13 protein-coding genes are annotated in these 14,375 nt (G+C 73.6%); 7 read left to right on the top strand and 6 right to left on the bottom strand.

From position 1 onward, the window contains the following. Positions 1 to 4: 4 nt before the first annotated feature. On the bottom strand, positions 5 to 1,321 hold the full coding sequence (lysA, locus tag ACCP09_RS09590; RefSeq protein ID WP_433745074.1) for a diaminopimelate decarboxylase: 1,317 nt from the start codon (positions 1,319 to 1,321) through the stop codon (positions 5 to 7). 150 nt (positions 1,322 to 1,471) lie between these two features. Here lysA and ACCP09_RS09585 point away from each other — a divergent pair, with 150 nt between their 5' ends. Continuing rightward, entirely contained in the window at positions 1,472 to 1,975 is a 504-nt protein-coding gene (locus tag ACCP09_RS09585; RefSeq protein WP_020420622.1) for an OsmC family protein, read from the top strand. On the opposite strand, the gene ACCP09_RS09580 is transcribed toward ACCP09_RS09585, so the two are convergent. The 4 genes from ACCP09_RS09580 to ACCP09_RS09565 form a co-directional block, all read right to left on the bottom strand. Beyond that, positions 1,930 to 2,850: an ABC transporter substrate-binding protein gene (locus tag ACCP09_RS09580; protein ID WP_433745071.1), complete on the bottom strand. Its 921-nt coding sequence runs from the start codon at positions 2,848 to 2,850 to the stop codon at positions 1,930 to 1,932. The two genes, ACCP09_RS09585 and ACCP09_RS09580, sit on opposite strands and share 46 nt — an antisense overlap. A 243-nt stretch (positions 2,851 to 3,093) precedes the next feature. After that, a complete protein-coding gene (locus ACCP09_RS09575) occupies positions 3,094 to 3,573 on the bottom strand; it encodes a pyridoxamine 5'-phosphate oxidase family protein (protein WP_400984396.1) in 480 nt (159 codons plus the stop codon). Between the two features lie 67 nt (positions 3,574 to 3,640). Beyond that, positions 3,641 to 4,387: an IclR family transcriptional regulator gene (locus ACCP09_RS09570; RefSeq protein WP_027930622.1), complete on the bottom strand. Its 747-nt coding sequence runs from the start codon at positions 4,385 to 4,387 to the stop codon at positions 3,641 to 3,643. Then, positions 4,384 to 5,823: an APC family permease gene (locus tag ACCP09_RS09565; RefSeq protein ID WP_378335611.1), complete on the bottom strand. Its 1,440-nt coding sequence runs from the start codon at positions 5,821 to 5,823 to the stop codon at positions 4,384 to 4,386. The genes ACCP09_RS09570 and ACCP09_RS09565 overlap by 4 nt, the downstream gene beginning before the upstream one ends. A 242-nt stretch (positions 5,824 to 6,065) precedes the next feature. Between ACCP09_RS09565 and ACCP09_RS09560 the strand changes: the two genes are divergently transcribed. Together ACCP09_RS09560 and ACCP09_RS09555 are read left to right on the top strand one after the other, a co-directional pair. Further along, positions 6,066 to 7,466, top strand: a complete 1,401-nt coding sequence (locus tag ACCP09_RS09560; protein ID WP_123682583.1) for an APC family permease — start codon at positions 6,066 to 6,068, stop codon at positions 7,464 to 7,466. Between the two features lie 11 nt (positions 7,467 to 7,477). Continuing rightward, positions 7,478 to 9,394, top strand: coding sequence for a primary-amine oxidase (locus ACCP09_RS09555; protein WP_433745065.1), 1,917 nt, complete (start codon positions 7,478 to 7,480; stop codon positions 9,392 to 9,394). Here ACCP09_RS09555 and ACCP09_RS09550 read toward each other — a convergent pair. After that, a complete protein-coding gene (locus ACCP09_RS09550; protein ID WP_123682581.1) occupies positions 9,315 to 10,319 on the bottom strand; it encodes a LysR family transcriptional regulator in 1,005 nt (334 codons plus the stop codon). The two genes, ACCP09_RS09555 and ACCP09_RS09550, sit on opposite strands and share 80 nt — an antisense overlap. A 99-nt stretch (positions 10,320 to 10,418) precedes the next feature. Between ACCP09_RS09550 and ACCP09_RS09545 the strand changes: the two genes are divergently transcribed. From ACCP09_RS09545 to ACCP09_RS09530, 4 genes are read left to right on the top strand one after another with little or no spacing between them, the layout of a single operon-like run. Next, positions 10,419 to 11,693, top strand: a complete 1,275-nt coding sequence (locus ACCP09_RS09545) for a CitMHS family transporter (RefSeq protein WP_027930617.1) — start codon at positions 10,419 to 10,421, stop codon at positions 11,691 to 11,693. Positions 11,694 to 11,701: 8 nt separating this feature from the next. After that, positions 11,702 to 12,994: an acyclic terpene utilization AtuA family protein gene (locus ACCP09_RS09540; protein WP_433745061.1), complete on the top strand. Its 1,293-nt coding sequence runs from the start codon at positions 11,702 to 11,704 to the stop codon at positions 12,992 to 12,994. Next, complete coding sequence (locus ACCP09_RS09535) at positions 12,994 to 13,302, top strand: AtuA-related protein (RefSeq protein ID WP_228685280.1); 309 nt, start codon at positions 12,994 to 12,996, stop codon at positions 13,300 to 13,302. The genes ACCP09_RS09540 and ACCP09_RS09535 overlap by 1 nt, the downstream gene beginning before the upstream one ends. A gap of 10 nt (positions 13,303 to 13,312) precedes the next feature. Further along, positions 13,313 to 14,347, top strand: coding sequence for a DNA polymerase IV (locus tag ACCP09_RS09530; RefSeq protein WP_431906181.1), 1,035 nt, complete (start codon positions 13,313 to 13,315; stop codon positions 14,345 to 14,347). Positions 14,348 to 14,375: the final 28 nt, after the last annotated feature.

Genomic DNA, 14,375 nt, shown 5'->3' with positions numbered 1-14,375 from the left:
CCGATCAGCCGAGGTCGCGGCGCAGCAGGTCCTCCTCGGTTTCGCGGCGCACGAGCACGCGTGCTGCGCCGCCGGCGACGGCGACCAGCGGCGGGCGGCCCACCAGGTTGTAGTTCGACGCCAGCGCGTGGTGGTAGGCGCCGCTCACGGGCACCGCCACTAGGTCGCCGGGGCGGATGTCGGCGGGCAACGGCACGTCCTCGGCCAGCACGTCCCCGGCCTCGCAGTGCCTGCCGGCGATGGTCCACGGGCGGCGCGGCGCCTTGGTGTGCCGTCCGACGAGCCGGGCGGTGTAGCGCGCGCCGTACAGCGCCGGGCGCGGGTTGTCGCTCATGCCGCCGTCGACCGCGACGAACCCAATCTTCACCGCGGCCACCCGGTACAGCGTGATCCCGGCGGTCGCGACGAGCCAGCGGCCGGGTTCCAGCACCAGCCGCGGCACCGGGATCCGGTGGCGGTCGCACTCCAGGCGCAGCGTGCCCAGGATCCGGCGGGCGGCGCCGGTCAGGTCGAAGGCCCGCTCGCCGGCGCGGTAGGGGACGGCGAAGCCGCCGCCCAGGTCGAGCTGGTCCAGCATCACCCCGTGCCGCTCGCGGACCTGGGCGAGCAGGCGCACCATGCGGCGCACGGCTTCGGCGTACGCGCCGGTGTCGCGCACCTGGGAGCCCAGGTGGCAGTGCAACCCGGCGGCGCGCAGGCCCGGCTGGGCGAGGACCTGCCCGACGGCGTCCAGCGCGGCGCCGGAGGCGAGGGAGAACCCGAACTTCTGGCCCTCGACGGCGGTGGCCAGCGCGCGGTGCGTGTGCGCGTCGACGCCGGGGGTGACCCGCACCAGGACCCGTTGCCCGGCGGGGGCGAGCGCGGCGAGCTGGTCGATCTCGTCGGCCGAGTCGGCGACGATCCGCCCGGCGTGCGCGGTGAACGCGGCCTTGAGGTCCTCCGGGGTCTTCACGTTGCCGTGCACCAGGATCCGCTCGCCCGGCACACCCGCCGAGCGCGCCATCGCGATCTCGCCCGCCGAGCACACGTCCGCACTGAAACCCAGCACCCGGAGCACGCCCCGCACCGGCAGGGCCTTGGTGGCGAACGCGATCTCGGCGTCCGGGAACGCGGCGCGCAGCGACTCGGCGCGGCCGCGGATCTCGGTTTCGTCGAAGACCTGTACCGGCGTGCCGAACCGCGCGGCGAGCCGCGTCAGGCGCACGCCGCCGCAGGTCAGGTCGCCGCCGCCGGCGAGGCGGGTCGTGCGCGGCCACAGGCCGGGTTCCAGCGGCGGTTCTCCGGCGAGCCCCACGCTGGGCAGCACGTCGGCGAGCGTCATGACGTCCTCCTTCGGTATCCCTGCACCGAAGGAGATCTCCGCGGCGGCCCGCGCGGACCCCGGGCTGACGCGGCGATGACACGGGGCGGCCCGGTCTTGATCCGGCCTTGACACCGGCGTGAGCCCGTTCACGCGGTCATACTGGCGGGCATGGACGCAGGCGAACTCAGGGAACTGCAGGCCCCGCTGAAGGAGCGCTACCGGGAGGACCCGGCACAGGCGCTGATCACCTTGCGCGCCAACGCGGAGCTCGACGGGCTGGGCATCTCGTGCAAGGTGGAGACCGGGCGGGCGGTGGTCGAGGCCGGCCTGCATCCGGCCACCGGCGGCGACGGCAGCCTCGCGTGCTCCGGCGACATGCTGCTGGAGGCGCTGGTCGCGTGCTCCGGGGTGACGCTGCGGGCGGTGGCGACGTCGCTGGGGCTGGAGATCCGCGGCGGGACCGTGCGGGCGGAGGGCGACCTGGACTTCCGCGGCACGCTCGGGGTCGACAAGTCCGCGCCGGTGGGGTTCCAGGCGATCCGGTTGTCGTTCGACCTCGACACCGACGCGTCCGAGGAGCAGCTCGCCACGCTGCGCAAGCTGACCGAGCGGTACTGCGTGGTGTATCAGACGTTGCGGACGCCGCCGGAGATCGAGGTGCGCCTCGCCTGACCCGGCTCGACGGTCCCGATGCCGTGCAGCACGTGGGCGAGGATCTCCGCGCCCCGCACGACGCGCGGGCCGGGGCGGTTGAAGTAGGACGGGCCGTCGAGGATCCACACCTGCCCGCCGCGCACCGCGGGCAGGTCCGCCCAGCCCGGTCGGCTCGTGAGCAGGCCGAGTTCGGCCTCGGTGCGCTCCGGCGGCAGGCCGCAGGGGAGCAGGAGGAGGACGTCGGGTGCCGCGGCGGTCACCTCGGCCCAGTCGATGGCCGTCGTGTGCTCGCCCGGCCGGGCGAGCAGGGGCTCCCCGCCGGCGGCGGCGATCTGTTCGGGCACCCAGTGGCCTGCCGGCCAGACCGGGTCGAGCCATTCGATCGCGGCGACCCGCGGCCGGGGCAGGTCCCGGGTCCGCTCCCGGAGGTCCGCGAGCCGGGCGCGCAGTTGCGTGTGTTTCGCGCGGGCGACGTCCGGCACGCCGAGGACGTCGCCGAGCAGCAGCAGGCAGTCCAGCACCTCGGCGAGCGTGCGGGGTTCGAGGCTCAGCACCCGCGGCCCGGCGTCCATCATCCGGACGGCGTCGGCGACCCGGCGGTAGGACACCGCGCAGACCTCGCAGAGGTCCTGGGTGAGCACGACGTCGGGCTGGAGCTCGGCGAGTTTCCCGGCGTCCAGGGCGTAGAGCGCGGAGCCGGCGTGGGCGCCGCCGACGGCCTGCGAGATCTCGCGGCTGCTCATCGAGGTGTGCAGCCCGCTGCTGGTGACCACGGGCACGTCCTCGATGCCCGGCGGCCAGTCGCATTCGTGCGTCCGCCCCACCAGCTGCCCGGCCAGCCCCAGCTCGGCCACCAGATCAGTGGCGGCGGGCAGCAACGAGACGATCCGCACGCTGCGAGCCTAGGCGGGACCGCCGCCCCGACGCCATGGGGCGCCGCCGGACGGGCAGGTGCCCTCGACGACCGTCGAAGACCGGCAAGCGGTGCTCGATCCGGTGGGTCCCGGGGCTGGCCGCACTCCTACGAGGAGAGTCCCGCTGCCGGGCGTTCCCAGCGCCGTTCCAGCGCTGCACGTGTGGCCGGGCTCGATCGACCGCCGCCGGACGGGGCGCATCGCCCGGTGCCGTCTGAACCATCAGCCCTGGCGGGACGCGAGCAGGTCCTCCACCGCCTTGGGCAGCGTCGTCTCGAAGTCCAGCAGCTTCGCCCAGTCCGGCTCGATCGTGATGACCACCATCTGCTCGTACAGCGCCCGCACGCCCTGCTCCCAGGACTCGAACACCTCGGCGGGTGTCACCTTCCGGGACGCCTCGATGTAGGCGCCGGGGACGCCGTCGACCAGTTCCAGGCGTGCGGTGCCGCGGATCAGCAGCACGCGCGGGGGCCACGGGTCCATGCGGTCGACGGTGATCGCCACTCGCGGGTTCCGGCGCAGGGCCGCGACCTTCGCCGACTTCGGCACGGTGGCCATGACCAGGTGCGAGCCGTCCCACCAGAACCCGATCGGGATGACGCGCGGCTCGCCGTCCAGTCCGTCGTACGCCAGCCGCGCGGGGATGTTCGACTCCAGCAGCTCCTGCGCGATCGGCTTGGCCAGTTCAGCGGTGACATCCATGTCCGTCTCCTCCGGTTCGGGGTGTGTCACGCCGGGGACGGAGCCGCTCCCGCGTTCTCGACATCGCTCACGCGAGAAGTGGCGCCAGTTGCCCGGCGTGGTCGCGCACCAGCGCCACCAGCTCGGCGTTCGGCTCGGCGACCCGTTCCGCGGGCCCGCTCACCGCGAGCCCGGCGACCAGCTCGCCGGTCACCACGTCCCGGATCGCCACCGCCAGGCAGCCCTTGCGTTCCAGCAGCTCACCGCACTGCCGGGCCAGCCCGTCGCGCGCGACCGCGGCCAGTTCGGCGTCCAGGCGGTCGGCGTCGACGATCGTCCGCTCGGTGAACGACCGCAGCTCCCGCACCACCGCGCGCCAGTCGGCCTGCTCGGCGAGCAGCAGCTTGCCCAGCGCGGAAACGTGCGGGTAGCGGGCGAGCAGCGCCCCGTCCGACGGCGGGTGGTCCGGGTCCGGGTCGACGAGCGTCAGCCGCCCGGTCCGGTAGGACGCCAGGTGCACACCCCACCGCACCCGCTGCCGCAGGTGCTCCACGATCGCCCTGGCCGCCGCGGGCGGGCGCACCGCCACCGGGGTCGCCAGCCGCCCGGCGCGCCGCCCCAGCGCGAACCCCCGCAGGTCCGGCAACCGCACCAGGTACTCCTCGCCGACGAGCAGGTTCAGCAGCCGGTAGGTCGTCGCCGGGGGCAGCTTCAGCGCGGCCGAAATCTCCTTCGCCGTGACACCCGGCCCGGCCGCCACGACCTCCTCCAGCACCGCCAGCGCGCTGCGGACCGCCTTCGGCTGGCGGCCGGACAGCGGCGTCTCCGGGCTCACCGCTCGCCGCCGAGCAGGTCGGCCTCGGACGTCTCGTCGTAGATGCCGATCCGCGCCAGGTCCCGTGGCCGCCGACGGCGCAGCCAGGCGAACCAGGCCAGGCCGGCGAGCGCGCACAGCCCGAACACCGCCGGGTACGGGCCGCCCAGGTTGTCGACCGTGAACACGACCAGCGCCGCCAGCAGCGCGGGCGCGGTGATCGCGCCGACCACCAGCGCCCCGCGGGTCAGCTCGCCGATGCGGTACAGGAACACCGGCGCCGCCACGCACACCAGCAGGTACGCCACCAGGTAGCCGAACACCGCGACGTTGAGCAGCGTGACGAACACCGACGTGGTGCTCATCCCGGCGGCCATCAGCACGATCGGCACCACCGCGACCGGCGGCAGCACGGCCAGGATCGCGACGTGCGGGGTCCGGTACCGCGGATGCGTCCGGCCCAGCGCGGCCGGTGCCACGCCCTCGCGTCCCATGGACAGCAGCACCCGCACCAGCGCGCTGCCGGTCGCCAGCGTGCACGCGAGGAACGACGCGGCGATGCCGAGGTCGAGCAGGTAGGACAGCCACGGCAGCTGCTGCAGCGCGGCCAGCGTGCTGACCGGCTCGGCCTGCCCGGCGAGCCCGCCCGGCAGCGCGCCCAGCCCGATGACCTGCGTATACGCCGCCACCAGGTACAGCACGCCGCACAGCGCGGCCGTGCCCTGCACCGCCCGCGGCACCGTGCGGAACGGCCGCCGGGCCTCGACCCCGTAGGACGCCGCCGCCTCGAACCCGATGAACGCGCCGAGCGCGGGCAGCACCCCGGCCGCGATCCCGCCGACGCCCCGGTCCGGCGCGGTCGGCGCCAGCCCGGGGCCGACCCTGGCCAGCAGCAACCCGAACACCACCAGCATCAGCGAGATCGACACGGCCTCGGCGACGAGCACCACCGTCGCCGACAACCGCACACCCCGCAGCACGCACGCCGTCGCCAGCCCGCCCAGCACCAGCACGAGCACCGCGACCAGGCCCCAGCCCAGGTCCAGCCCGGCGCGCCGTAACAGGTCCTGCAGGTAGACGCCGGACCCGGTGAGCGCGGCCATCGTCAGCAGGCCGTAGCCGATCAGCAACGCGCAGCCGCACGCGAACGCCGCGGCCGGGCCGAGCCCCTTCGCGGTCAGGCTGTACAGCGACCCGGCCGCCGCCATGCGGCGCGTGAACTGCGCGATCCCCAGCCCGATGAGCAGCGCGAGCACGGTCGCGACGACGAACGACCACAGCACCCCGGTCCCGGCCCCGGCCGCGGCGACCGCGGGCGCGGCCGCCATGGCCGCCGACGGCGCCGCGGCCGAGATCGACTGCGCGAACACCTGCAGCGGACCGAGGTTGCGGCGGTCGAGCCCGGACATCGGGGACTCGCGCCGCAACGGCGGCAGCACCCGGGGTGGCACGGACATCCGGAATTTCCTCCTCTGTGGACGGTAACCCGGCACTGTAACTCCGGGGTTACGTCCGAGGACATGGCCGCGAGCGTCAAATGAGAAAAACGCCGGAGCCGTTCCCGCGTTGGGAGAACGCCCCGACGGGACTTCCCGGTGCCGGAGACCGGGGTTTGACCGGCGGCTGACGGCGGCGCAACGTTGCTGCTCAACGCTGTGCAGCCGTCACCGGAAATCCCCGCTGAGTCCCCGGAGGTCTCATGGATACGCCACGGTCGCTGACCGGTTCACTGGGCGCCGGCTCCATCGTCTTCATGGTCGTCGCGGCCGCCGCCCCGCTCACGGTGGTCGCCGGCAGCGTGCCGCTGGGCGTCGCGCTCGGCAACGGCGCCGCCTTCCCCGCCACCTTCGTGCTCTGCTGCGTGGTCCTGCTGCTGTTCGCGGTCGGGTTCTGCGCGATGAGCCGCCACGTGCCCAACGCGGGCGCCTTCTACGCCTACGTCCGCGAGGGGCTCGGCCGCGCGCCCGGCCTCGGCGCCGCGTTCCTCGCCCTGGTCACCTACACCGCGGTGCAGCTGGCTGTCTACGGCTACCTGGGCGCCGCCCTCGACGGCCTGGTCCAGCACTACGGCGGTCCCGCGCTGCCATGGTGGGTGTGGTCGCTGGCCGCGCTCGCCGTGGTGGGCCTGCTCGGCTACCGGCACATCGAGCTGAGCAGCAAGGTGCTCGGCGTGCTGCTGCTGTGCGAGGCCGGGATCGTGCTGGTCTTCGACGCGGTCGTGACCGTGCGCGGCGGGGACGGTGGCCTGTCGACGGCGTTCCTGCAGCCGGCGCAGATCGGCTCCGGCTCGGTGGGCATCGCGATCATGTTCGCCATCGCGAGCTTCATCGGGTTCGAGGCCACCGCGGTGTTCCGCGACGAGGCCCGCGACCCGGCCCGCACGATCCCGCGCGCCACCTACCTGTCGCTGCTGCTCATCGCCGGGTTCTACACGCTGTCCAGCTGGGCCGTCGTGTCGGCGTGGGGCGACACCGCCGCCGTGGAGCAGGCCGGCGCGGACCCGGGGAACATGCTGATCACCACGGTCGGCCGCTACCTGGGCACCGCGGGCGCCGACGTCGTGCAGGTCCTGCTGATCACCAGCCTGTTCGCCGCGCTGCTGTCGTTCCACAACGTCATCGCCCGGTACGCGTTCTCGCTCGGCAACTCCGGCGCGCTGCCCGCCGCGTGCGGCCGCAGCCACCACCGGCACGGTTCGCCGCACGTCTCCTCGCTCGCGCAGTCGGTCAGCGCGGTCGTGTTGATCGCGGTGTTCGCCCTGGCCGGGATGGACCCGGTCACCCAGGTGTTCTCGTGGATGGCCGGCACCGCGACCCTCGGCGTGCTCGTGCTCATGACGCTGACCTGCTTGGCCGTCGTGGTGTTCTTCCGCCGTACGCGGGTGGACCGGCGCGCCTGGCACACGTTCGCCGCGCCGGTGCTCGGCCTGGCCGGGCTGGCGGGCTGCCTGGTGCTGACCGTGCTCAACTTCCCGACGCTCATCGGCGGCTCGTTCGGCCTGGCCGCCGTCATCTTCGCCATCCTCGCCGGAGCGTTCGCCCTCGGGGCCGTGCTCTCGGCCGTTCTGCGCTCGCCCGCCACCGAACCCGCCATCGCCTGAAAGGATCGTCGATGACACTCGCCGAAGAACGCACCACCACGACGCACCCGCTCGACCCGATGACCGAGGACGAGGTCCGCGCGGTCCGGGAGGTGCTCAGCGCCGCCGGGCTGCTGGGGGAGTCCGTCCGGTTCGCCTTCCTGGTGCTGGAGGAGCCGGGCAAGGCCGTGGTGCGCGCGCACCAGCCGGGTGACGAGGTGGACCGCCGGTTCCGGGCGATCCTGCTCGACCTGGCCGACGGCTCGTCGAAGGACGTCGTCGTGTCGGCCACGCGGTCCACTGTGGACGAGGTGCGGGAGATCGATCCGGTCGCCGACGGCCAGCCGCCGATCATCGACACCGAGTTCGAGCTGATCGAGGACATTCTCAACGCCGAGCCGCGGTGGACCGACGCCCTGCGCAAGCGCGGCCTGGACCCCGCCACCGTGCGCGCGGTGCCGCTGTCCGCCGGTTCGTACGACCACCCCGGGGAGACCGGCCGCCGCGTCGTGCGGGCGCTGGGCTTCCAGCAGTTCCACGAGAAGGACCACCCGTGGGCGCACCCGGTGGACGGGCTGGTCGCCTACGTCGACCTCACCGCCCGCGCGGTGACGAACGTGATCGACCACCGGGAGCTGCCGGTGCCGCAGGAGCCGGGCAACTTCGACGACCCGGCGCAGACCGGGCCGCACCGCACCACGCTCAAGCCGATCGAGATCACCCAGCCGGAAGGCCCGAGCTACGCGGTCGAGGGCAGCCGGGTGCGGTGGGAGAACTGGGACCTGCGGATCGGCTTCAACGAGCGGGAAGGCCTGACCCTGCACGAGGTCTCGTTCCACGAGCGGCCGGTGCTGTACCGGGCGTCGGTGGCCGAGATGGTGGTGCCCTACGCCGACCCGTCGCCGGTGCGGTTCTGGCAGAACTACTTCGACTGCGGCGAGTACATGTTCGCCCGCTACACCAACTCGCTGGAGCTGGGCTGCGACTGCCTGGGCGAGATCCGCTACTTCGACGCGGTGGTGGCCGACGACCTCGGCGAGCCGCGCACCATCCGCAACGCGATCTGCATGCACGAAGAGGACTTCGGTGTGCTGTGGAAGCACAGCGACATGTTCGCCGGCTCGCACGAGACGCGGCGGCAGCGGCGGCTGGTGGTGTCGTTCTTCACCACGATCGGCAACTACGACTACGGCTTCTACTGGTACTTCTACCTCGACGGCACGATCGAGCTGGAGGCCAAGGCCACCGGCATCACCTTCACCTCGGCCTACCCGGCGGAGGGGCACGAGTACGCCACCGAGATGGCGCCCGGCCTGGGCGCGCCCTACCACCAGCACCTGTTCTGCGCGCGGCTGGACGTCAGCGTCGACGGCGACCGCAACGCCGTGGACGAGGTCGACGCGGTGCGCGTGCCGGTGAGCGAGGCCAACCCGTACGGCAACGCCTTCCGGGAGGCCCGCACGCGGTTGACCCGCGAGTCGGAGGCGGCGCGCGCGGCCGACAACACCCGCGGGCGCGTGTGGCACATCGTCAACCCGGACCGGCGGAACCGCTTCGGCCGCAACCCGGCCTACGTGCTCCACCCGGAGGGCCAGCCGACGCTGCTGGCGGACGAGTCCTCGTCGGTGCACGCGCGGGCCACCTTCGCGACGAAGCACCTGTGGGTGACCCGCTACTCGGACGACGAGCGCTACCCGGCCGGTGACCTGGTGAACCAGAACCCCGGCGGCGCCGGGCTGCCCGCGTGGACCGCGGCGGACCGCGACATCGACGGCGAGGACATCGTGCTGTGGCACACCTTCGGGCTGACGCACTTCCCGCGCCCGGAGGACTGGCCGGTGATGCCGGTGGACTACACCGGGTTCAAGCTCAAGCCGGTGGGGTTCTTCGACCGGAACCCGACGCTGGACGTGCCGCCGTCGACGGGCGGTCACTGCCACGGCGGGTGAGCCAGCGCGTGTGAGCCGGCAGGCCGTCGCCGCGGTCCCGGGCCTGGAGGAGGGCCTCGGTGAACGCGGCGACGGCCCGCGGGCGCGGCCGGGACGGGTCGCGGACCAGCGCGATCGTGCGTTCGGCGCGCGGCCCGTCCAGCGGCAGGCTGCGCAGCCCGGCGAAGGCCACCAGCGGCAGCACGAGGCCGGGGATCGCGGAGACACCCAGCCCGGCGGCGGCGAGCCCGGCGACCGCGGCGATGTTGCGTGCTTCGATCGTGTGGCCGGGCGCCACCCCGGCCTCGGCGAGCGCGTGGTCGACCAGCGGGCGGATGCTGCTGCCGGGGGAGAACGCGATGAACGGCTCACCCTGGATCCGTTGCCAGGACAGGTTTTCCGCGTCCGCGAAGGGGTGGCCGGGCGGGAAGACGCAGCAGCACTCGTCGGCGGCCAGCGGCTGCACCTCCAAATCGTCCGGGGGCTCGCCGACGACGGTGACCGCGAGGTCCACCGCGCCCGCGCGCACCCGGGCGAGCACCTCCTCCGACAGGCAGTCCTCGATGGACAGTTCGACGTCCGGCAGCTCCCGCCGGTAGCGCGCGATGACCGGGGGCAGCAGGATCGCCGCCAGCGACGGCAGCGTCGCCACCCGGACGTGCCCGCGGGTGCCGGCGAGGAACCCGGTGAAGTGCCGCAGCCCGGCGTCGAACGAGGCCAGCACCTCCCGCGCGATCCGGGTGAACTCCACGCCCTCCGCGGTCGGCACGAGCCGCCGGGTGGTCCGCTCGAACAACGCGACCCCCACCTTGCGCTCCACCTCGGCGACCGTGCGGCTCAGCGACGACTGGGCCAGGTGCAACCGCTGGGCGGCCGTGGTGAACCCGCCGGCGTCGGCCACCTCGACCACGGCCCGGAGCTGCTGCACCGTCAGATCCATGCGCATGGTGCATGAGTCTATGCCGAACTCTTGTTTGACCTCGATAGCTGTGATGCCGCAGAGTCGGCAGACGTCACCGTCGACAGCGCACTGGAGGTCCACGAGATGCTTGCCCTGGCGGGCTTTCTGACGATCGGCGTGTTCCTCGCCGGGGTGCTCTCGCGCCGGGTCTCGGTCCTGCTCGCGCTGACCGTCGTGCCGGTCGTCGCCGCGCTCGCCGTGGGCGCGGCCCCGCGCCTGGGCGAGCTGATCGGCAAGGGGCTCACCACCGTCGCCCCGGTCGCGATCATGATCACCTTCGCGGTCCTCTACTTCTGCCTGATGATCGACGCCGGCCTGTTCGACCCGGCCGTGCGGCGGATCCTGCGGTGGGCGGGCGGTGACCCGCTGAAGATCACCGTCGGGACCGCGGCGCTCACCGTGCTGGTCGCCCTCGACGGCGACGGCGCTTCGACGTTCCTGATCACGGTGTCCGCCCTGCTCCCGCTCTACCAGCGGATGGGGATGCGCCGGCTGGTGCTGGCGGGGGTCGTCGCACTCGGCGCCGGGGTGATGAACCTGGTGCCGTGGGGCGGCCCGACCGCGCGGGCGATGGCCGCGCTGGACGCCGACAGCGGCCGCATCTTCCTGCCGCTGCTGCCCGCGATGCTGGCCGGGATCGCGTGGGTGCTCGTCGCCGCGTGGCTGATCGGCCGCGCCGAGCGCAAGCGGATCGGGGTGCTCGACCTGGACGGCCCGGCCGCCGCGGTGGAACGCACCCGGGCCGAGCGCGTCCGGTACTGGGCCAACGTCGTGCTCACCCTCGCGCTGGTGGCCGCCCTGCTGGCCCAGGTGGCGAAGCTGGAGGTGCTGTTCGTCGGCGCGTTCGTGCTCGCCCTGCTGATCAACCGTCCGAAGTGGAGCCAGCAGCAGGAGCTGTTCGAGAAGCACGGGCACAACGTGGTGCTGGTGACCACGATGATTTTCGCCGCCGGTGTGTTCACCGGGATCCTGTCCGGCACCGGGATGATCGAGGCGATGGCGCGGGCCCTGGTGAGCGTCGTGCCGGACTGGGCGGGCGGCGCGCTGCCCGCGCTGACCGCGTTGACCGGGATGCCGCTGAGCCTCGTGTTCACCCCGGACGCCTACTACTTCGGCGTGATGCCGGTGCTCGCCGAGACCAGCGCCGCGCTCGGCGGCGACCCGGCCGAGATCGCCCGAGCCGCGCTGCTCGGGCAGATGACCACCGGGTTCCCGCTCAGCCCGCTGACCGCGTCCACGTTCATCCTCGTCGGCATGGCGGGCGTGGACCTGGGCGAACACCAGCGGTTCGCCTTCAAGTGGGCGTTCGGGACCACCGTCGTGATGACCGCCGTCGCCCTGGCCGTGGGCGCGATCTAGGGGAGAGCATGGACTGCGTACGGATCGGCGGGGGAGCCGGCTTCGCGGGGGACCGGTTCGAGCCCGCGGAAGCGCTCGCCCGCGACGGGGAACTCGACGACCTGGTGCTGGAATGCCTGGCGGAGCGCACGATCGCGCTCGGCCAGCAGCGCAGGCTGGCCGACCCGACGGCGGGGTACGACCCGCGGCTGGTCGCCCGGTTCGAACGGCTGCTGCCGCTCTGCGCCGCGCGGGGCGTGCGGGTGATCACCAACATGGGCGCGGCGAACCCGCTCGCCGCCGGCCGGGTGACGGCGGACCTGGCCGGGCGCCTCGGCCTCGGGCTGACCGTCGCGGTCGTGACCGGCGACGACGTGCTCGACCGGATCGACCCGTCCGCACCGGCCCTGGAGACCGGGCGGCCGCTGGCCGCGCACGGGGAACTGGTGTCCGCCAACGCCTACCTCGGCGCGGAGCAGATCATGCCGGCGCTGGAGACCGGTGCGCACGTGGTGCTCACCGGCCGCGTCGCCGATCCCTCGTTGTTCACCGCGCCACTGGCCCAGCGGCTCGGGTGGGACCTGCGTGACGCCTCGGCGATGGCCGCCGGGACCGTGGCCGGGCACCTGCTCGAGTGCGCCGGGCAGCTCACCGGCGGGTACTTCGCCGACCCCGGCCGCAAGGACGTGCCCGGACTGGCCGAGCTGGGATTCCCGTACGCCGACGTGACCGCTGACGGCGACGTGGAGGTGTCGAAGCTGCCCGGCACCGGCGGTCTGGTCTCCCGCGCGACGGTGCGGGAGCAACTGCTGTACGAGGTCACCGACCCGACGGCCTACCTGACCCCGGACGTCACGCTCGACCTGCGCGAGGTGACCGTCGCCGAGACCGGGCCGGACCGGGTGGCGGTGCGCGGCGCGGTCGGGCGGGTGCGGCCGGAGAAGTTCAAGGTCAGCGTCGGCTACCGCGCCGGGTGGCGGGCCGAAGCCGGGATTTCCTACGCCGGACCGGGCGCCCGGGCCCGCGCCGAACTGGCCGGTGAGGTGGTCCTGCGGCGGCTCGCGGGCACCCGGGTGCGGGCCGACGTGCTGGGCGCGGAGGGGTCGCCGGAGTGCCGGCTGCGGATCGCCGCGTCGGCGGCGGACCGGGCGGCGGCCGAGGTCGTGTGCCACGAGGTGGAGGCGCTCTACACGAACGGGCCTGCCGGGGGCGGAGGCGTCCGGACGGCCGTGACGGAGGTGATCGGGATCGTGTCCACGTTGATCGACCGCGACCGGGTCGAGCCGGCGGTGACCGTGATCGGGGGGCATGCGTGCGGGTGATGTTGCACGAGGTCGCGCACTGCCGCGCCGGCGACAAGGGCGACACGTCGATCCTGTCGCTGTTCCCCTTCGACGACCGGCATTTCGCGGACCTGGAGCGCGAGGTCACGGCGGAGCGGGTGCGCGAACACCTCGCTGGTCAGGTGCGCGGCGAGGTGGTGCGCTACGTGCTGCCGAAGCTGTGCGCGCTGCAGTTCCGGTGCCGCCAGGCGCTCGACGGCGGGGTGACGACGTCGCTCGCGCTGGACACCCACGGCAAGGGGCTGAGTTCGCGTCTGCTGGCGATGGAGATCGAGCTGTCCGGCTAGCCTGGGTGGCGTGTCTGCGGACGACTGGGTCCTGCACGTGGACCTGGACCAGTTCATCGCGGCGGTCGAGGTCGCCCGGCACCCCGAGCTGCGCGGGAAACCGGTCGTGGTCGGCGGGAACGGGGACCCGTCCGAGCGGGCGGTCGTGGCCACGGCGTCGTACGAGGCGCGCGAGTTCGGGATCCAGTCGGGCATGCCGTTGCGGACGGCGGCGAAGCGGTGCCCGGACGCGGTCTTCCTGCCGGTCGACAAGGAGGCCTACGAAGAGGTCTCGGAGCGGGTGATGGCGACGCTGCGGAGCTTCCCGGTGGTCGTCGAGGTGATCGGGTGGGACGAGGCGTTCGTCGGCGCGCGGGTGACGGACCCGGAGGCGCTGGCCGCGGAGATCCGGACGCGGGTGGCCGCGGAGACCGGGATGTCGTGCGCGGTCGGGATCGGGGACAACAAGGTGCGGGCCAAGATCGCGACCGGCTTCGCGAAGCCGGGCGGGATCTACCGGCTGACGCGGGCGAACTGGGTCGCGGTGATGGCCGACCGCCCGACCGACGCGCTGTGGGGGATCGGCCGCAAGACGGCGAAGAAGCTGGCGGAGGCCGGGCTGACCACCGTGCGGGACCTCGGCACGGCCGACCCGGACGACCTGGCGGCGCGCTTCGGGCCGACGATGGGCCCGTGGTACCGGCTGCTCGCACAGGGGGCCGGGGACACCGAGGTGACCGCGACGCCGTACCTGGCCCGGTCGCGGAGCCGGGAGACGACGTTCCAGACGGATCTGGACGACCGCGCTTCGGTGGATGCGCAGGTGTCGGCCCTGGCGGCGCGGGTCGCGGAGGACGTGCTGGCCGAGGGGCGCCCCGCGGTGCGGATCGGGGTGAAGGTGCGGTTCAAGCCGTTCCTCACCTACACCCGCAGCCTGACCCTGCCCGCGCCGACGAGCGACCGCGCGGAGATCGAGCGCGCGGCACTGTCCCTGTTGGACCGTTTCGAGTGGACCCGCCCGGTGCGCCTGCTGGGCGTCCGAGCCGAGTTCAACCGCGACGAGTGACGCACGCCGGTTGAGTGCCCAGCGCGCG

The organism is Amycolatopsis sp. 3B14 (assembly GCF_050958625.1).
Taxonomy (GTDB): Bacteria; Actinomycetota; Actinomycetes; order Mycobacteriales; family Pseudonocardiaceae; genus Amycolatopsis_E; species Amycolatopsis_E thermoflava.
This window is presented reverse-complemented; position numbering and strand designations above follow the sequence as displayed.

Coding starts and splice junctions, on each gene's coding strand:
- ACCP09_RS09545 (WP_027930617.1), top strand. CDS start 10,419: ATGCTTGCCCTGGCGGGCTTTCTGACGATCGGCGTGTTCCTCGCCGGG.
- lysA (WP_433745074.1), bottom strand. CDS start 1,321: ATGACGCTCGCCGACGTGCTGCCCAGCGTGGGGCTCGCCGGAGAACCG.
- ACCP09_RS09535 (WP_228685280.1), top strand. CDS start 12,994: ATGTTGCACGAGGTCGCGCACTGCCGCGCCGGCGACAAGGGCGACACG.
- ACCP09_RS09565 (WP_378335611.1), bottom strand. CDS start 5,823: ATGTCCGTGCCACCCCGGGTGCTGCCGCCGTTGCGGCGCGAGTCCCCG.
- ACCP09_RS09555 (WP_433745065.1), top strand. CDS start 7,478: ATGACACTCGCCGAAGAACGCACCACCACGACGCACCCGCTCGACCCG.
- ACCP09_RS09585 (WP_020420622.1), top strand. CDS start 1,472: ATGGACGCAGGCGAACTCAGGGAACTGCAGGCCCCGCTGAAGGAGCGC.
- ACCP09_RS09575 (WP_400984396.1), bottom strand. CDS start 3,573: ATGGATGTCACCGCTGAACTGGCCAAGCCGATCGCGCAGGAGCTGCTG.
- ACCP09_RS09550 (WP_123682581.1), bottom strand. CDS start 10,319: ATGCGCATGGATCTGACGGTGCAGCAGCTCCGGGCCGTGGTCGAGGTG.
- ACCP09_RS09540 (WP_433745061.1), top strand. CDS start 11,702: ATGGACTGCGTACGGATCGGCGGGGGAGCCGGCTTCGCGGGGGACCGG.
- ACCP09_RS09560 (WP_123682583.1), top strand. CDS start 6,066: ATGGATACGCCACGGTCGCTGACCGGTTCACTGGGCGCCGGCTCCATC.